The organism is Aurantimonas sp. NFXS3, assembly GCF_049132005.1.
Classification (GTDB): domain Bacteria; phylum Pseudomonadota; class Alphaproteobacteria; order Rhizobiales; family Rhizobiaceae; genus Aurantimonas; species Aurantimonas coralicida.
In genome coordinates this window covers 258,931-276,439 of record NZ_JAGDDZ010000005.1, presented here as the reverse complement: position 1 = coordinate 276,439, position 17,509 = coordinate 258,931, and the positions used below count along the sequence as shown (strand labels likewise).

General features: G+C 66.8%; 17 protein-coding genes. 5 read left to right on the top strand and 12 right to left on the bottom strand.

Going from position 1 to position 17,509, the window contains the following annotated elements:
- Window positions 1–37: 37 nt before the first annotated feature.
- Window positions 38–925: a YicC/YloC family endoribonuclease gene (locus J3367_RS15665; protein WP_024350504.1), complete on the top strand. Its 888-nt coding sequence runs from the start codon at window positions 38–40 to the stop codon at window positions 923–925.
- Window positions 922–1,587 carry a guanylate kinase gene (gene gmk / locus J3367_RS15660; RefSeq protein WP_024350505.1) on the top strand — a complete coding sequence of 222 codons (666 nt, stop codon included), beginning with the start codon at window positions 922–924 and terminating at the stop codon, window positions 1,585–1,587. The genes J3367_RS15665 and gmk overlap by 4 nt, the downstream gene beginning before the upstream one ends.
- Before the next feature lie 46 nt (window positions 1,588–1,633).
- On the opposite strand, the gene rsmA is transcribed toward gmk, so the two are convergent.
- The 6 genes from rsmA to J3367_RS15630 form a co-directional block, all read right to left on the bottom strand.
- The gene (gene rsmA / locus J3367_RS15655) at window positions 1,634–2,473 is read right to left on the bottom strand and encodes a 16S rRNA (adenine(1518)-N(6)/adenine(1519)-N(6))-dimethyltransferase RsmA (RefSeq protein ID WP_024350506.1); all 840 of its coding nucleotides are present in this window, start codon (window positions 2,471–2,473) and stop codon (window positions 1,634–1,636) included.
- Entirely contained in the window at window positions 2,470–3,504 is a 1,035-nt protein-coding gene (gene pdxA, locus J3367_RS15650; protein ID WP_373279280.1) for a 4-hydroxythreonine-4-phosphate dehydrogenase PdxA, read from the bottom strand. Before pdxA ends, rsmA begins: the two co-directional genes overlap by 4 nt.
- 25 nt (window positions 3,505–3,529) lie before the next feature.
- Entirely contained in the window at window positions 3,530–4,474 is a 945-nt protein-coding gene (locus tag J3367_RS15645) for a SurA N-terminal domain-containing protein (RefSeq protein ID WP_024350508.1), read from the bottom strand.
- Window positions 4,475–4,679: 205 nt separating this feature from the next.
- Window positions 4,680–7,127, bottom strand: a complete 2,448-nt coding sequence (locus J3367_RS15640) for an LPS-assembly protein LptD (RefSeq protein WP_244495420.1) — start codon at window positions 7,125–7,127, stop codon at window positions 4,680–4,682.
- A gap of 143 nt (window positions 7,128–7,270) precedes the next feature.
- Window positions 7,271–8,353, bottom strand: coding sequence for an LPS export ABC transporter permease LptG (gene lptG / locus J3367_RS15635; RefSeq protein WP_024350510.1), 1,083 nt, complete (start codon window positions 8,351–8,353; stop codon window positions 7,271–7,273).
- A complete protein-coding gene (locus J3367_RS15630; RefSeq protein WP_024350511.1) occupies window positions 8,350–9,528 on the bottom strand; it encodes an LptF/LptG family permease in 1,179 nt (392 codons plus the stop codon). The genes lptG and J3367_RS15630 overlap by 4 nt, the downstream gene beginning before the upstream one ends.
- Before the next feature lie 286 nt (window positions 9,529–9,814).
- Here J3367_RS15630 and J3367_RS15625 point away from each other — a divergent pair, with 286 nt between their 5' ends.
- Both J3367_RS15625 and J3367_RS15620 read left to right on the top strand, forming a co-directional pair.
- A complete protein-coding gene (locus J3367_RS15625; RefSeq protein ID WP_024350512.1) occupies window positions 9,815–11,314 on the top strand; it encodes a leucyl aminopeptidase in 1,500 nt (499 codons plus the stop codon).
- A gap of 13 nt (window positions 11,315–11,327) precedes the next feature.
- Window positions 11,328–11,780, top strand: a complete 453-nt coding sequence (locus J3367_RS15620; protein WP_009209392.1) for a DNA polymerase III subunit chi — start codon at window positions 11,328–11,330, stop codon at window positions 11,778–11,780.
- A gap of 23 nt (window positions 11,781–11,803) precedes the next feature.
- On the opposite strand, the gene J3367_RS15615 is transcribed toward J3367_RS15620, so the two are convergent.
- The 3 genes from J3367_RS15615 to J3367_RS15605 form a co-directional block, all read right to left on the bottom strand.
- The gene (locus J3367_RS15615) at window positions 11,804–12,553 is read right to left on the bottom strand and encodes a hypothetical protein (RefSeq protein ID WP_024350513.1); all 750 of its coding nucleotides are present in this window, start codon (window positions 12,551–12,553) and stop codon (window positions 11,804–11,806) included.
- Between the two features lie 241 nt (window positions 12,554–12,794).
- The gene (locus tag J3367_RS15610) at window positions 12,795–14,705 is read right to left on the bottom strand and encodes an ABC-F family ATP-binding cassette domain-containing protein (protein WP_024350514.1); all 1,911 of its coding nucleotides are present in this window, start codon (window positions 14,703–14,705) and stop codon (window positions 12,795–12,797) included.
- Window positions 14,706–14,804: 99 nt separating this feature from the next.
- Window positions 14,805–15,314, bottom strand: a complete 510-nt coding sequence (locus J3367_RS15605; protein WP_421461572.1) for a DinB family protein — start codon at window positions 15,312–15,314, stop codon at window positions 14,805–14,807.
- A 195-nt stretch (window positions 15,315–15,509) separates the two neighbouring features.
- Here J3367_RS15605 and ndk point away from each other — a divergent pair, with 195 nt between their 5' ends.
- On the top strand, window positions 15,510–15,932 hold the full coding sequence (gene ndk / locus J3367_RS15600) for a nucleoside-diphosphate kinase (RefSeq protein ID WP_009209396.1): 423 nt from the start codon (window positions 15,510–15,512) through the stop codon (window positions 15,930–15,932).
- A 92-nt stretch (window positions 15,933–16,024) separates the two neighbouring features.
- Here ndk and J3367_RS15595 read toward each other — a convergent pair whose 3' ends face one another.
- The 3 genes from J3367_RS15595 to pgsA form a co-directional block, all read right to left on the bottom strand.
- Window positions 16,025–16,522, bottom strand: a complete 498-nt coding sequence (locus J3367_RS15595) for a molybdenum cofactor biosynthesis protein MoaE (protein ID WP_051141577.1) — start codon at window positions 16,520–16,522, stop codon at window positions 16,025–16,027.
- Between the two features lie 2 nt (window positions 16,523–16,524).
- Complete coding sequence (gene moaD / locus J3367_RS15590; RefSeq protein ID WP_024350517.1) at window positions 16,525–16,776, bottom strand: molybdopterin converting factor subunit 1; 252 nt, start codon at window positions 16,774–16,776, stop codon at window positions 16,525–16,527.
- A gap of 70 nt (window positions 16,777–16,846) precedes the next feature.
- On the bottom strand, window positions 16,847–17,428 hold the full coding sequence (gene pgsA, locus J3367_RS15585; RefSeq protein WP_024350518.1) for a CDP-diacylglycerol--glycerol-3-phosphate 3-phosphatidyltransferase: 582 nt from the start codon (window positions 17,426–17,428) through the stop codon (window positions 16,847–16,849).
- Window positions 17,429–17,509 lie beyond the last annotated feature (81 nt).

The following is a 17,509-nucleotide window of genomic DNA, read 5'->3' as shown; positions in this document are numbered from 1 at the left end:
CGCCGCCGTTCCCGGCGGCGCGAGGGGGAGAACCGCGATGCCGGTGCAGAGCATGACGGGCTTTGCCCGCCACGAGTCGACGCAGGCCGGCGCCGAGTTCGTTTGGGAATTGCGCTCGGTCAACGGCAAGGGGCTCGACCTGCGGCTGCGTCTGCCGCAGGGCTTCGAGGCGATCGAGGCGGATCTGAAGCGAACGGCCGCCACATGGCTGAGCCGGGGCAACATCCAGGCCAATCTCCAGATCCGGCGCGACGAGACGGCACCGGCCTTTACCATCAACGATGCGATGCTCGGCCAGCTTCTGGCACTGTCCAGCCGGCTGGTCGCCGATGGTCACGCCGGCCCGCCGAGCGCCGACGGCATCCTGGCGATCAAGGGGATCGTCGAGGTCGCCGAGAGCCGTCTCGACCCCGAGGAGCGCGAGGCGCAGCTCGCTGCCGCCGGGACGACCTTCGTCGCCGCGGTCGAGAGCCTTGCCGCCGCGCGGCAGGCCGAGGGCGCCGCCCTTGCCGACATTCTCTCCGAGCGGCTCGCCGAGATCGAACGGCTGGCCAATGCGGCCGAGGCCGATCCGTCCCGCAGCATCGAGGCCTGCCGGGAGCGACTGCGGGCGCAGGTGGCCGAACTGATGGGCGCCGACGAGCGGCTCGACGAACAGCGTCTGCACCAGGAAGCGGCGATGATCGCCGCCCGCGCCGATATCCGCGAGGAGATCGACCGGCTGCAGACCCATGTGGCGGCGGCGCGGGCGCTGCTGTCGAACGGCGGGCCGATCGGCCGACGCCTCGATTTTTTGTCGCAGGAATTGAACCGCGAATCGAATACGGTCTGCTCCAAGTCGAATGCGACTTCGCTGACCGCCATCGGACTGGAACTGAAGGTGGCGGTCGATCAATTCCGTGAGCAGGTGCAGAACATAGAATGACGTCGATTTTCGAAACGGAATCGGGGGCGCCGATCGCACGCCGTGGGCTGATGCTGGTGCTGTCGTCACCGTCCGGCGCCGGCAAGTCGACCATCGCGCGCAATCTCCTGGAGTCCGATCCCGGCTTCCAGCTCTCGGTCAGCGTGACCACGCGCAAGCGGCGGGCCAGCGAGATCGACGGCGTGCATTACCGCTTCATCGACCGGGCCGAGTTCGAGCGGCTGCGTGACGGGGGCGCCCTGCTGGAATGGGCCGAGGTCCACGGCAATTTCTACGGCACGCCCCGGGCTGCGGCCGAAAAGGCCATGCGCGACGGCCGCGACATGCTGTTCGACATCGACTATCAGGGCGCGCTGCAGCTGCAGGAGCAGGCCAAGGCGGACGTCGTCTCGGTGTTCATCCTGCCGCCGTCCATGACCGAACTGAAGACCCGCCTCCTGCGGCGCGCCGAGGATTCCGGCGAGACCATCGCGGTCCGCCTGAAGAACGCCAAGGTCGAGATCGAGCGCTGGCGTGACTACGACTACGTCGTCGTCAATGAGGATCTGGACAAGGCGTTTTCGGCCGTGCGGTCGATCATCAATGCCGAGCGGCTGCGCCGCGACCGGCGGCCGGGCCTGTTCGACTTCACCGCCGAACTTCTCTCCCAGACCGTCTGCTGAGACCGGGGCATGCGCCCGTCACCGGCTGACAATCTGAGTCAGCCGGCTAGTCCAGGCCGTTGGCAAGGCGAACGAATTCGCTGATCGAAAGGGTTTCGGCCCGGCGCTGCGGATCGATGTCCGCCGCCACGAGAAGCGCTTCGCCGCCAAGGCTCTTCAGGCTCTGGCGCAGCATCTTGCGGCGCTGGCCGAAGGCGGCGGCGGTCACGCGTTCGAGGGCTGCCAGGCTCGCCGGCTCGGGTTCGACGCGCGGCCGGAGCTGGATGACCGAGGAGGTGACCTTGGGCGGCGGCGTGAAGGCTTCCGGCGGCACGTCGAAGAGGATCTTCGCCTGCGTTCGCCACCCGGCGAGCACGCCGAGACGGCCGTAATGCTTCGAGCCGGGCACCGCGACGATGCGCTCGGCCACCTCGCGCTGGAACATCAAAGTCAGGCTCGACCAGAGCGGCGGCCATTGCGGCGTCGCGATCCAGTTGAGCAGCAGTTGCGTTCCGACATTGTAGGGCAGGTTCGCGACGATCTTCAGCGCGTCGGCGCCCTCGGGGCGTGCAACCTCCGCCAGATCGAAGTCCAGCGCATCGGCGCGGCGGATCTCCAGCCGGCCGGGATAGTGCGCGGCGATGGCCTCGAGCGCCGGAATGCAGCGGCTGTCCTTCTCGATGACCACGACACGCGATGCGCCTTCGGCGAGCAGCGCACGGGTCAGGCCGCCGGGGCCGGGGCCGACCTCGACGATTGTCGCCCCCTCCAGCGGCAGTGCCTGGCGGGCGATCCGACCGGTGAGGTTAAGATCGAGAAGGAAGTTCTGGCCGAGGCTGCGCTTGGGATCGAGACCATGCTCTTCCAGGACCGCACGCAGGGGCGGCAGGCTGTCGATGGGGCTCACGCGTTGGCCGTCGCGGCGCTGCCTGCACCCGTGCCGATTTCGGCCATGCGACCGGCCAGCCGGATCGCCGCGAGGAAGCTGTCGGGTCGGGCGTCGCCCGAGCCGGCGATGTCGGCGGCCGTGCCGTGATCGGGAGAGGTCCGGATGATCGGCAGGCCGAGGGTGGCGTTCACCGTCTGGTCGAAGGCCAGCGTCTTGGCCGGGATCAGCGCCTGGTCGTGATACATGCAGACGGCGACGTCGTAGCGGGCCCGGGCCTCGGGATGAAACATCGTGTCGGCAGGCAGCGGCCCGACCGCGTCGATGCCGGCGGCGCGAAGGCGCGCGACGGCCGGGCGGATCACCGTCTCGTCCTCGGTGCCGATCGCACCCTTCTCGCCGGCATGCGGGTTCAGACCGGCGATCGCGAGGCGCGGGCGCGCAATGCCGAGGCGGGCGCTGTAGTCCGCGGCGACGATCCGGCAGGTCGTCTCGATCAGCTCCGCGGTGAGCTGGGCCGGCACGTCGGCGATGGGGATATGGATGGTCACGGGTACGCAGGAGAGGTCCGGACCGGTCAGCAGCATGACAGGCGTAAAGGGACGTCCGAGCCGCAACTGGCACAGATGCGCCAGATATTCGGTATGGCCCGGATGGTGGAAGCCGGCGTCGTAGAGCGCCTTCTTGTCGATCGGTCCGGTGACGACCGCCGCGGCGCTCCCCTCCAGCACCAGCGCCGTCGCCCGGTCGATCGCCTCGATCGTTCCGGCGGCATTGGCCGGGTCTGTCTTGCCGGGCGCATCGGACTGGCGGTTGACCAGCGGCAGGACGGGCAGGGCGCCGGCAGGCACATCATGCGCTTCCGCCGGATTGTGGATCATCGCGATGGCCAGCTCGCGGCCGAGACGGCGGGCTCGCGAGGCGAGGACGTCGGGATCGCCGATCACGAAGAAGGGCGGCAGATCGGCCCGGTGGTCGCCATGGATGGCGATCACGATGTCCGGGCCCACACCCGACGGATCGCCGAGCGTCACCGCGATCGGTGCATCCATCGCAAAATCCCGCATGAGCTGCCCCTTAGCGGCGAACGATCTGAGCTCTGTCGCGCAGCTTCTTCAGATAGGCTGCGTCGGGTTCGGCCTGTTCGCCGAGCTTTTCCATCTCCCGTGCCTGGAAGACGAGGGCGGCGGCCTTGTCGTCGGAGATGTTGCGGGTGTTGCACACGGCGATGAACTCGACACCGCGTTCGGTGGCCTGGGCGGGGGTGGCGCGCCCGACGGAGGTCGCCTGGATGTCCTTCTTCCAGCGCGGCGGCAGTTCCGGCTGGGCGACGCGGCCGAGGTCGCGCACGGTCACGTCACGCAGGCCCTTGGCGAATTCGTAGGTGGAATCGCAGGAGCGGAAGCGCGAGCGCATGCTCTCGGCCTCGCGCTTGCGCTGGGCCATAAGGGCCGAACGCTGGGCGTCGGGGATGACGAAGATCACCTGCTGGAGCGTGTATTCGGTGGTGCTCGGCTTTTCGCCGCCCTGGGCCAGCATGCGCTGGACCACGTCCTGCTCGCTCAGTCGCTCGGTGCTGCGCATGTTCGCCTGAACGGCCTGGCCCCAGCCCATCTGCACGCGGATGTAGTCCTTGAAGCCGTCCGACGAGAAACCGGCGCGCGACAGCACCTGCCCGAGCTGCTCGCGGGTCAGCTTGTTCTCGGCGGCAAAGCGGCCGAAGGCCTCGTCGACCGCCTCGTCCGGAATGGCGATGCCGCGGCGCCCGATCTCCTGTTTCTTCAGCGCCTCGTCGATCAGCTCGTCGGTCGCCTTCTGCGTGGCATTGCCGCCGACGCGGCGCAGCTTCAGGAAGGCGGCCCGCTGGCGGATCTGGTAGCTGGTGATCGGCATGCCGTTCACCACCGCCTTGATCTCGCTGGCGGCCTGTACCGATACGGTGGTGGCGGGCAGCGTGGCAGCGGCCGACCCGGCAAGGACGAATGCGAGGGCCGCGCGTCTGGCGACGTTTCCAACGATCATGACTGCTTCAACTCCCTGAATGGCGGCGCGTCCCGCTCCCGCGCCCTGTCCTTCGCCCGCTCATGGCGACCATCCGCCCGGATGTCGCACAGGGCAAGGCTCCCGCAAAGCCGTTTCGCCTGCAAGTCCGGACTGCTCGTAGCGTGCAGCTTTGGCGAAACCGTGATCTGGTCGGCCGTTCGCCCGGCGGCGGGGCGAACGGATGTCAGCCGTCGTCGCCGAGATCGTAGGAATAGCCGAAATCGGAAATCGTGCGGAGCCCGATGGTGAACATCAGCCGCGAGGAATCCGATTCCTGCGAATAGCGGTTCACCGTATCCTGGTAGGAGACGAGCAGGCTGAAGCACTCGTCGGCATAGCCGATGCCGAAGGTCTTCTCGACCACCGACTGGTTCTTGATGTCGTAGCCGACCGAACCGAAGGCGCTCCAGTTCTCGGCGAATTTCAGCGTGCCCGAACCGGTGATCTGGCTGCGATCCTCGATCGAGCCATAGATCGGCTGGGCGTCGATGTTGGTGTAGGTCACCGTCGCGGTGGCATCGGACGAGCCGTAGGTTCCGAAGACGTCGGTGCGCCGGACCGCGAAGCTCTCCTCGTCGAAGCGGGCCTGGGTGCCGAGGGTGATGCCGATCGGCGTGCCGACGGCGATCGAGCCGACATAGTCGGAGCGATCGGACTCCAGACCGGAATCGTAGCCGACCAGCGCCAGATCGGTCTGCGCGAAGGAGTTCACGCCGCCCAGATGGTAGGACTGGCCGAACACCGCGTTGACCGAGTAGCCGCCGTCGAAATTGCCGGCATATTTGACGCCGACATTGGCGCGCGAGCCGCCCTCGATCCGGTCGTAGCCGGAGAACTTGTCGAGCGCGAACAGATTGGCGGTGTTGAACACCAGCGTCTGCGCGTCCTCGTTGGGCAGAAGGCCGATCTTCTGCTCGTCCGGCCGCAGGATGACCTGGCCGATCGGCTCGATCACATGCGAGGAATTGGCAGTTTCGATCAGATAGGGGTAGCGCGCTTCCATCGCCGCGGTCGCCATGCCGCGCGTGCCGGTATCGTCCAGCGACAGGGCGCCCTGACGGTAGTAATCGGCCAGCCAGTCGCCCTTCTGGTCGTTCGGGACCAGATTGTAGGCCGCTGGCGTCACCGGATTGGGGATCGTCACCGGCCGGCCGGTCGCGGGGTCGGTATAGGTGTAGGGCTCGTAGTAATAGTTCGCGAAGCCGTCGGAGCGCATGTCGGCGGTGTAGAAATCGCCGCGCACCGAGGCGGTCGGCGACAGGACGAGACCGGTCTCCAGCGTATAGGAGTCACGCCAGGCAAGATCAGCCGAGGCGCGGGTATAGTCGCCCTCCAGCGCGTTGTAGCGCAGAAGGTCGGAGCGATACTGGTAGCCGTTCATCGGCGTCCGGCAGGCCTCGTTCATGTCGTCGACGAGGTAGAGCGAGGTCGCGCAGATCGGATCGACCGAACCGTCGTCGCGATGCAGCGACGCGACGTTCATCTCCAGCTTCACTTCGCCGCCGAGAACGCTTTCCTGCTCGATGCGCTCATAGTCGAAGCTCGGCGCCACCAGCGGCTGGGTGTCGGCGGCATCCGGGTTGACCGACTGATACTGGAACTTCTGGCCGCGCAGGTCGAAATAGCTCTGGTCGCCGAGACCGGTCAGATAGATCTCCGACGTCTTCACGGTGTCGCCGTAGCCGGGGATTTCGTAGGTCGCGGAGAAGTTCTCGTCCGACTGCACCATGACGTCCCAGCCGAGCGTCCAGCGCTCGCTGAGGGCGAACTGCGCCTTCGAGCCGATCATGCCGCGTTCGGTGTTGTCGAAGTCGGGGGAGGCTCTGGTGAGTTCGCCGGTCGTCGTGTTGTAGACGTTGTCGCCGGCAAAGGCGTCCGGGTCGTTCTGGCTGATGCCGGCGGCCTGCAGCGTGAAGAAGCCGTTCTCGAAGGCCTGGCGGTACTCGGCCTCGGCCAGGAAGCCCTGCTTGGTGTAGTAGGTGCCGGACAGGGTCACGTCCTTGTCGTCGGCAATGTCGATGAAATACGGGGTGCGCAGGCCGTAGCCGAGATTGCTCGACGACTTGAAGGTCGGGGTCAGGAAACCGGTCTTGCGCTTGACCGTCGGGTCCGGCGACTGGAAGTACGGCATGTAGGCGATCGGCACGCCGAGCAGCTCGAACTTGGCGCCGTAGTAGCGCACTTCCTTCTCGGTCTGGTCCCAGACGATCCTGCGGGCCTTCACCTGCCAGAGCGGCGCCCGATCCGGATTCTCGCGGCAGGTTTCGCAGGCCGTGTAGACACCCTGCTGGAAAGTCGTGACGCTGCCGTCCTGACGCACGGCGTCACGGGCGGCGAAACGGGTGTTGTCCGGGGTCTCGATCCGCAGCGCCTTGACGAAGCCGTCGCGGAAATCATCGGTGATGTCGATGCTGTCCGCGTAGACCTTATTTCCGTCCGGCTGTTGCAATTCCACATCGCCCGAAGCCACCAGACGACGGGTGTTCTGGTCGTAGGTGACGTTCCGCGCGACCAGCTTGTAGCTGCCATAGTCGATCCGCACACCGCCGGAAGCGGTGACGATGGAGTTGTCGGTATTGTAGGTGACGGTATCGGCTTCCAGGAACATCTGGGCGTCGTCCGGCACCGACATGTCGGCCGGAATGACCGCCTGTGCCCACGCTGCCTGGCCCCCGAAGCCGAGGCCGCAAATGGCTGTTCCCGCAAGGAGAACCGCCCGTATGCCGGCCTGCGCGTCGCGGCGTTCTGCGCGACTGGCCCCCCTCGCAACCATACTCAACCATCCTCTTGATGGAGCAGGATCGTCACCCCAGACAATCCTGCCGCCAAGACCGGAAACCACGCTGCCATAACCGGTGGTACCACGTCATTGCTTCCGAGAGCTTTCGCCAAGAACGTGACGACGTAAAGCACGAATCCGGCCATTACACCGCCCGCAATCGTCCTACCAGACTGGCCCGTGCGCGAAAACCTCGTGGCGACGGTCGCGGCGAGCAAAGTCATGGCGATGAACAGGGCCGGCTGCGCCACCAGCGTGTGGTACTGCATCCGGAAGGCGTCGGTGTTGAAGCCCAGACTTGCGGCAACGTCGATCTTCGAGCCGAGCTGCCAGATGGAGATCGCCTCGGGATCGGCGATCCGCTGTTCGACATATTCGGGGCGCAGGCTGGTGGGAAGCTTGTATTCCTTCGGGAATTCCGGCCGGTAGCCGACCCGCGTCACCCGCGGCTTCTCCAGAAGCCAGTACTCGTCGTTGAGAACCGCGCGCGCCGCGTCGATGCGCTCCTTCACGATGCCCTCGTCGTTCATAACGAAGGCGGTGATGTCGCCGAGAACCGTGCCGCCGCGCGCCACCGTCTTGGCGCCGAGGATCGACTGGACGCCGTCGCCCTCCTGACGCAGCCAGGGCACGCGGTCCGAGCTAGAGACGTCGCCGCCGGCGGTCATGGTGGTCTGCATGTCCTCGGACAGGGTCTTCGTATAGGCGGTCAGCGGATTGTAGACGAAGGTCGCCACGATCCCGATCAGGAACGAGCCCACCACGAAGGGCAGGAGGATCTGCCAGATCGAGACGCCGGAGGCACGCGCCACGACGAGTTCCAGACGCCGGTTGAGGGTCAGGAGCGTGTAGATCGACGAGAACAGGACGATGAAGGGGAAGGCCTGGCCGATGAAGCTCGGCACCCGCAGCAACGAGAAGAGGGCGGTCGCACCGAAGCCGAGATCCTCGAAGCGGCTGCGACGGCTGACCTCGATCAGGTCGATCAGGTAGATCAGCGCGAAGACCGTCAGCAGCGTCGACAGGAAGCTGACGACATACATGCGGAAGAAATAGCGGTTGAGGGTCCAGTTCCTCATCGGGCGGCCCCCGCGGCCCGGCGCCGGCCGAACAGGGCGGCATAGCCGTCCTGCAGGGCGGTCGTCGCCTGTTGCAGCGGCGCCCAGCCGGCGAGGTCGAAATTGCGCCAGATCAGCGCGCTGTTCAAAGCGATGGCGGCCAGCGGCAGCAGATAGGAGATCACCACCCAGAAGACGCCCTGCTCGATCTGGGAGAGAGTGACGAAGCCGGCGGCTTTCAGCATCAGCCCGCCGCACAGACCGAGGGTCATGGCCGGGCCGGTACCCTGGCGGTTGGTCGAGGGCTGGCCGGCAACGACGATCGCCCACAGGACGAAGGCGATGGCGAAGAGCCAGTTGGTCATGCGGTCGGTCAGTTCCTCGGTGAAGCTGTGCGGCCGTTCCTGGTAGAGGCCGTCATTGGGATCGGGCCATATCAGCGCGGCGGTGCTGCGCTCGGAGGCGCGCACCCAGCTGTTATCGGTCGCCGGCCGCAGCGCGGCGAGATCGAAGGCATAGGTCTGGAACTGGATCACCGAGACGCTGTTGTCGGCGGTGTTGCGACGGTGCAGCTGGCCGTCGAACAGGAGCAGCAGCGAATTGGCGTCCTCGTCGATGATCTTCGCCTCGCGGGCGAAATAGGTGAGGTCGCTGGCCGGGTCGCGGGTGTCGGCGATCACGAGGCTCTCGACCGTCGCGCCGTTCACGTCGCCGATGCTGATGACGATGCCGTCCTGCACCTGCTCGAAGCGGCCGGGCTTCAGAAACAGGGTGATCATGTCGGCGTTGATCGAGCGGATACCGTTCTGGAACGCACTCATCGAGGCCGGCCCGACGACATTGCCGATCAGGAGCATGATCAGGCCGCCCAGAAGGCCGAGGGCGACGATGGGACGCGCGATGACGGCCTGGGACGCCCCGGCGGCCGAGATGACGGCGCGTTCGGAATCGGAATTCAGCGAGTTCAGCGCCTGGATCGCGCCGATCAGCAGCGCGAAGGGCAGGACCCCGGCGAACAGGTCCGGCAGCAGCATCAGGGCGATCCAGAAGATGTTGCTGGCGGCCGAGGCGCTGGTCTTGACCACGTCGATGCGCGACAGCGCCTGGACGATCCAGACGATCAGCACCAGCGAGGTCAGCGACGAGGCCGCATACACGAAGGCCCGCTTGAAGATGTAGCGTTCCAGAATCGTCATGCGGTTCCCGTTCCCGCGGCTGCAGATTGGCCCATTGCCTCGCTCGATTTTTCACTTGCGGCCGGCGCGGGCCTGGAGAAACAGCCGGCGGCCGGCTCTCGTCGTGGAAGGAAGATTACACCAGCTTGGCTAAAGAAGGGCGAAGAACGATGGTGAACAGGGCGTATCTTCGGCCGCGGGCCTTGCAATGCGGCCCGTCCCGACCATCATTGCCCGCGTCGCCGCATGCCGCCCCCGGACGGCTGTCCCGCCGCGACACGATTTCATTCGACCCGCAGGAGACATCATGGCCAGCCTTCCCTCGATCGAGTTCGTCGCAAAGGATGCACCAGCCAAGGGTGTGCTGGTCGTCCTCGCCGGCAAGGATGCCGGCCTGGCGGCGAGCGCGGGCGACGCGGTTCGGTCCCTCGTATCGCGCGCCGCGGGCGTCGCGAGGTTCAAGGGCAAGCACCTTGCGACACTCGACGTCCTGGCACCCGCCGATGTCGATGCCGACCGGCTGCTGGTCGTCGGCACGCATGCCGACAAGCCGCTGACCGACGAGGACTGGCTGAAGCTCGGGGGCGTCATCGCCGCGAAGACCAAGGGCGCGCCAGAGGTGACGATCCGCTGCGAGCGCGCCGACGGCGACGTCTCGGCCGCCGAAGCCGCGATGCTCGCCGCGGGCGCCAGCCTGCGCGCCTATGATTTCGACCTCTACAAGACGAAGTCGTCCCGCAAGAACGGCGACGACGAGCCCAAGGTCGCCTCGAAGATCGCCCTGGCCGTCGCCGACATCGCCGCGGCAAAGGACGCCTACACGGTCCAGGAGGCGATCGCCGCCGGCACGATGCTTGCCCGCGACCTCGTCAACGAGCCGGCCAATGTTCTCGGGCCGGTCGAGTTCGCCGACCGCATCGCCGCGCTGTCGCAGCAGGGGATCGATGTCGAGATCCTCGGCGAGGCGGAATTGCGGGCGCTGAAGATGGACGCGCTTCTCGGCGTCGCACAGGGCTCGCCGCGGCCGCCGCGCCTCGCCATCATGCGCTGGAACGGCGGTCCCGACGACGAGGCGCCGATCGCCTTCGTCGGCAAGGGCGTCGTCTTCGACACCGGCGGCATCTCGATCAAACCGGCGGGCTCGATGGACGAGATGAAGGGCGACATGGGTGGCGCAGCCGCCGTGGTCGGCGTGATGCGGGCGCTGGCGGGCAGGTCCGCCAAGGTCAACGCCATCGGCATTGTCGGCCTCGTCGAGAACTCCGTGGATGGCAATGCCCAGCGGCCGGGCGACATCGTCACCGCGATGTCCGGCACGACGATCGAGGTGCTGAACACCGACGCGGAAGGCCGCCTCGTTCTGGCCGACGCGCTCTGGTACTGTCAGGACCGCTTCAAGCCGAAATTCATGGTCAATCTGGCGACGCTGACGGGGGCCATCATCGTGGCGCTCGGCAACCAGCATGCCGGCCTGTTCTCCAACAATGACGAATTGTCCGACCGGCTGCTGGCCGCGGGCATCGGCACCGGCGAGAAGGTCTGGCGCCTGCCGCTGGCGCCGGAATACGACAAGATGATCGAGGGCAAGTTCGCCGACATCAAGAATATCGGCGGCGGACGGGCGGCCGGCGCGATCACTGCGGCGCAGTTCCTGCAGCGGTTCGTCAACGACGTGCCATGGGCGCATCTCGACGTCGCCGGAACGGCGATGGGCTCGCCGGCCAACGAGTACAACCAGTCCTGGGCGTCGGGCTTCGGTGTGCGCCTCCTGGACCGGCTGGTGTCCGACCACTACCAGGCCGGCTAGGGACCGCGGCCCGATGACCGAGGTCCTGTTCTACCACCTGACCCAGAGCCGGCTCGAGGAGGCGCTGCCCGACCTTCTCGAGAAGAGCCTGGGGCGGGGGTGGCGCGTCGTGGTGCAGTTCTCCTCGGAGGAACGCCGCGACGCCCTCGACCATCATCTCTGGGTCTATCGCGACGAGAGCTTCCTGCCGCATGGCAGCGATTCAGACAGCAGCGGTGCGTTGCAGCCGATCCTGCTGACGGTCGAAGCCGAGCAGAAGGCCAACGATCCGCAGGTGCGGTTCCTCGTCGACGGGGCCGTGCCGGCGAGCCTCGAGGGCTATGTGCGGGCGGTCTACCTCTTCGACGGCCACGATGCCGAACAGCTCGATCTGGCGCGCTCGCGCTGGAAGGTGGAGAAGGCCGCCGGGCACGCGGTCACCTACTGGCAGCAGAACGACGACAGCCGCTGGATCAAGAAGGCCTGAGCCGGCGATGGTTCTGCCGGATGTCAGCGTTCGCTGCTGTGGCCACCGAGCCAGCGTTCGTCGCGCGTATTGGCCGGTTCGGTCCGCCGCGCCAGATGGGTCGGCACTGTCTTCGCCGCGGTGAGCGTCGCCCGGTACCAGCCTGGTCGCAGATGGACGATCAGGGCGAAGGCGAGGAGATTGGCGAAGCTCGCCAGTTCCAGCGTTTCCTCGATCCAGACGGCGTTGCGAGCCTCGGCCCATTCGGCGCCGACGAGCATCAGCGTGCTGGCACCCACCGGCACGAGCCAGAACAGGGTGACCTCGCGGATGCTACGAGCCAGCGGCACCCGGCGGTACAGCAGCAGCGCCACGGCGCCGAGCGCCAGGGCAAACGGGATGACATCCTTGTATGTGCCGGTCAGGCACGGACCGCCCTCGTAGAAGCTGCTGGAGCAGGCCGGCGTCTCGCGCATGCTGGCCATGGCGCAGCCGAAGCTGCCGAGCAACGTCACGTAGAAGGTCTCGAAGTCGAACCGCAGCGCCGCGATCAGGAAGCCGACGGCGGCCAGCGCGACGGTTGCGACCTGCAGCAGTTCATGCGGGCTGTTCTCGGCGATCGTCGCATCGCCGGCGGAGGCGCCCACCAGCAGGAGGCTGCAGGCGACAGCGAACAGAATCGCTCCCGCTGCAATGGCGGCGAAAACCGCCATCTCACGCCAATGCAGCCGTTGTCGCACGACATGCAGAATGTCTCCGGGGAGGCCTGACAGGCCGGCATATGAGATGCGCATGCAAGGTGCTTTCCTGAAGCGCTCTCCATGACTGTCCGAAAGGACTGGCGGCCAGAGGGCGGCTTCGACATGGCGGGGCCGCCCGGCGGGGACAGCCAGCGCCGACCGAACGCCGGCAACGACGTGTTGCAGGCGTGTGCAGCCAAGATGTCATTTTCGTGACGCCCACCGCAAGCCGGGGACGTTGCTTGCGATAACGACTATCCGTTCACCGGCTGGCGGCTCGCGGTGGTCGATGGTGTTATTCGGCGGCCATTGCGGAATCGTGTTCCTCGGTCAGGCCGAGCCAGTCTTCCTCGCAGGCGGCGAGCGTCTTGGCTGCCGCAGCACGCTGCTTGTTGAGCTCGCTCGCCTTGGCCGGATCGCTCGTGTAGAGCGCCGGATCGCCGAGCTTCTCGTCGAAGGCCTCGATGGTCTTCTGGAGACGCGAGATCTGGATCTCGAGCTGGCTGATCTTCTTCCTGAGCGGCTTCAGGGCCTCACGACGCTCGGCGGCCTGGCGGCGCTGGTCGACCTTGGAAACCGGCGCGGGCGCAGGCGCGACCTCACCGACGCTGCCCACGGCCGGAGCGCCGCTGCCCTTGGTCGCGCCGGACAGGACCAGCTTCTTGTAGTCTTCCAGATCGCCGTCATAGCGCGACACCGTGCCGTCGGCGACGATCCACAGGCGGTCCATCGTCGCCTCGACCATGTGGCGGTCATGGCTGATCAGGATGACGGCGCCGGGATAGTCGTTCAGCGCCCGCACCAGACTCTCGCGCGCCTCGATGTCGAGATGGTTGGTCGGCTCGTCGAGGATGAGAAGGTTGGGCGCGTCCAGCGTGGCAAGACCCATCAGCAGGCGGGCCTTCTCGCCGCCCGACAGCTTCTCGGCGGCGGTGTCCATCTTCTGGGTCGGCAGGCCCATCTGCGCCACCTTGGCGCGCACCTTCGGCTCGGTGGCGTCGGGCATCAGCCGGCGCACATGCTGCACGGCGCTTTCGGCCGGGCGCAGATCGTCGATCTGGTGCTGGGCGAAGAAGGCGATCTTCAGCCCCGGCGCGCGGGTGATGGTGCCGCTCTGCTCGCGCAGCCGCTGGGCCAGGAGCTTGGCGAAGGTGGACTTGCCGTTGCCGTTCTGGCCGAGGAGGGCGATCCGGTCCTCGGTGTCGATCCGCAGGTCGAGACCCGACAGGATCGGCCGGCCGGGCTCGTAGCCGACCGTCACATGCTCCATGCGGATGATCGGGGAGGCCGCCTGCTTCTCCGGCCCCTCGAAGACGAAGGGCGTGACGTGCTCCTCGACGATGCCCTGCAGCGGCTGCATGCGTTCCAGCGCCTTCAGGCGCGACTGGGCCTGCCGGGCCTTGGACGCCTTGGCGCGGAAGCGCTCGACGAAGGCCTCCATGTGCTTCTTGGCGGCTTCCTGCTTGACGATCGACTTCTGCAGGAGTTCCAGCTTCTCGGCGCGCTGACGCTCGAACTGGTCGTAGTCGCCCCGGTAGAAGACCAGCTTCTTCTGGTCGAGATGGACGATCGCATTCACCGCGTTGTTCAGGACGTCGCGGTCATGGCTGATGACGATCACGGTGTAGGGATAGCGCGAGACAAAATTCTCGAGCCAGAGCGTGCCTTCCAGATCGAGATAGTTCGTCGGCTCGTCGAGAAGCAGCAGATCGGGCCGCGAGAACAGCACCGCGGCCAGCGCGACGCGCATCCGCCAGCCGCCCGAGAAGGACGAGGCGGGGCGGGCCTGTGCCGCCATGTCGAAGCCGAGGCCCGACAGGATGGACGAGGCGCGGGCTTCTGCGGAATGGGCCTCGATATCGGCGAGGCGGGTGTGGATGTCGGCGATCCGGCCGGGATCGGTGGCCGTATCGGCCTCGGCCAGGAGATCGACGCGCTCGCGGTCGGCCTTCAGCACGATCTCGATCAGCGGCTCCTCGGTGCCGGGGGCCTCCTGGGCGACCTGACCGAGGCGGGTGTTCTTCGGGAACGACACGCTGCCTGTCTCGGCCGCCAGTTCGCCGGTGATGACCTTGAACAGCGTCGACTTGCCCGCGCCGTTGCGGCCGACGAGGCCGACCTTGCTGCCGGCCGGCAGCGACAGGCTGGCATTGTCGATGAGAAGGCGCCCGGCGACGCGAGCGGAAAGATTGGTGATCTGAAGCATGGCGCAGCTTTTGCCACGCCATGACGCAGTGCGGAAGGGGACGATGGGAGACAGTTGCGCGCCAAGCTGTTCGCGATCGCCGCAGCGATGGCTCTCTCGCTAGGAATGTCCGGTCTCGCGCTGGTAGGTCACGAGGTCGAACCCCGGCGCCGCCCGGCCAAATCCGGTAAGGATCGCATGGGCCTGACCGCGATGGTGGGTCTGATGATTGAAGACGTGGAGGAGCGCGGCGCCGAGCTTCTGGGTGAATTCCCGCGGGTCGGAAAGCGAGCGGTAGGAGATGGGACTGTCGAGGTCGTGATCGGTCAGGCCGTCGATCCAGTCGGCGATCCGGGCGTCCTCGGCCTGTCTTGCCTGCTGCAGCTCGGCGAAATCTTCGAACAGGATGGCATCGAGCCGGTCCGGCGCGTCGCCGGTGCCGGTAAAGCGCCGCATCCAGATCCGGTCGGCGACGAGGAGGTGGTTGAGCGTGCCCAGCATGGAGCCGAAGAATACGCGGCGGTCGGCCCGCAGTTCCGTGGCGGTGAGATCGGCGGCGGCGCGATAGAGCCGTTCGTTGCACCAGCGATTGTAGCCAGCCAGCAGGCGGGCGGTGTCGGTCGAGAGCATCGCGAATCTCCGGCATCAGATAGTGGCGAGGGCCACCATGGCCGTCGAGAATTCCGCGCCTGACCGAAGCTGGCAAGGCGCAGCTTGCGAAATCGCGCCGGGGACGGGGCGGGTGCGCTGCAACGCCTTGCTCCGGCCAAGGCGCGTCGCTATAGGTCGCCCACTTTCCCCGATCCAATCGAAAAGGACTAGGACATGGCGGTCGAACGCACGTTCTCTATGATCAAACCCGACGCGACCCGTCGCAACGTGACTGGCGCGATCACCGCCATGCTGGAAGAGGCCGGCCTGACGGTCGTGGCATCGCGCCGCGTGTGGATGAGCCGCCGCGAGGCCGAGGGCTTCTACGCCGTCCACAAGGAGCGCCCGTTCTTCGGCGAGCTCGTCGAGTCGATGTCGTCGGGCCCGACGGTCGTCCAGGTGCTGCAGGGCGAGAACGCCATCGCGCGCAACCGCGAGATCATGGGCGCCACCAACCCGGCCGACGCCGCCGAGGGCACCATCCGCAAGGCCTTCGCCCTGTCGATCGGCGAGAACTCGGTGCACGGCTCCGACGCGCCGGAGACGGCTGCGCAGGAGATCGCCTACTGGTTCTCCGAGACCGAAATCGTCGGCTGATCGCCGACGCTTCAGGTGACTGAACGAAGAAGGGAGGCCGATGGCCTCCCTTTTTTCGTTTCAGGACAGGGGTGCGCTCGTTGTCCCGGGCATCAGATCCGGTGCCAGCGATCGGTTGCGGCGTCGTCGGTGTCTTTCGCCTCGATCCAGCCGCCGGTGCTGCCGTCGACCAGATGCTCGCGCTTCCAGAAGGGCGCCTGGGTCTTCAGGAAGTCCATCAGATAGGACGCGGCCTCGAAGGCGGCCTGGCGATGGGCGGAGGAGCAGGCGACGAAGACGATCTCCTCGCCGGGCGCAACGCGGCCGTAGCGGTGGATCGCGCGGCAGCCGAACAACGGCCAGCGCGCCAGGGTCTCGCGGGCGATCCGCGCGATCTCGCGTTCGGCCATGCCGGGATAGTGTTCGAGTTCCAGCGCCGCGAGGCGGCCGCCCTCGTCGCGGCAATAGCCCGAGAAGGTGACGAGGCCGCCAACGGCGCCGCCGCCGGTCATGGCCGCGATCTCGGCCGCGATGTCGATGTTCTCCGCCTGGATCCGGACCACCGGCTCGATGTCGGCGGACGAGGCCGGGATGGCGGTTCCCTCAGTCATTTTCAGCCCCCGGTCATCGGCGGGAACAGCGCGATCTCGCGGGCGCCGGCGACGGGTTCGGAATGGTCCGCATGTTCCTGGTCGATGGCGACGCGGATGAATTCCGGCGACTGGAGCGCTGCCGCGTAGGTCTCGCCGCGCCCCTTCAGCCAGGCCAGGAGATCGGCGACCGTGACGATCCCCGCCGGCAGTTCGACCTCCTCGTCGGAGACGCCGATGCGTTCGCGCACCCATGCGAAATAGGCGAGTTTCATGGGGAACCTCCTGCAATGGACATCGGGCTGGCGCGCGCGAGTGGCCGCGACGGGCGCGGCTTGGCCGTCGTCAGTCCGCGATGTGCTTCAGACCGGCACGGAAATAATCATAGCCGGTGTAGAGCGTCACGATTGCCGAGATCCACAAGAGCACGATCCCGGTCTCGGTGGCGAGGGGGTAGATATCGTCGGCCGCAGGCCCGGCAAGCAGGAAGCCGATCGCCACCATCTGGATGGTCGTCTTCCATTTGGCGAGCTGGGTGACCGGCACCGAGACCTTCAGTTCGGCGAGATATTCGCGCAGGCCCGAGACGAGGATCTCGCGGCACAGGATGACGATGGCCGCCCACAGGCTCCAGCCGGCGATGGTGCCGTCGGCCGCCAGCAGCAGCAGCGCCGCGGCGACGAGGAGCTTGTCGGCGATCGGGTCCAGCATGCGGCCGATGGTCGAGGTCTGCTGCCAGGCGCGCGCCAGATAGCCGTCGAGGAAATCGGTGACGCTGGCCGCCAGGAAGATGAACAGCGCCGACCAGCGCGCATAGTCCGGGCTTCGCAGCGTCCCTTCCAGGAAGAAGCAGAGGACGACGAGCGGCACGCAGACGATGCGCGCATAGGTCAGGAGATTGGGTAGGCTGTAGGCGCGAGATGCCATGGAAAGTCCGCTTCGGCTGTGCGTGTCAGTACAAGCCCGCAAGCCGGGCTTTCGTCAACCGCCATTGTCGGCATGACACAT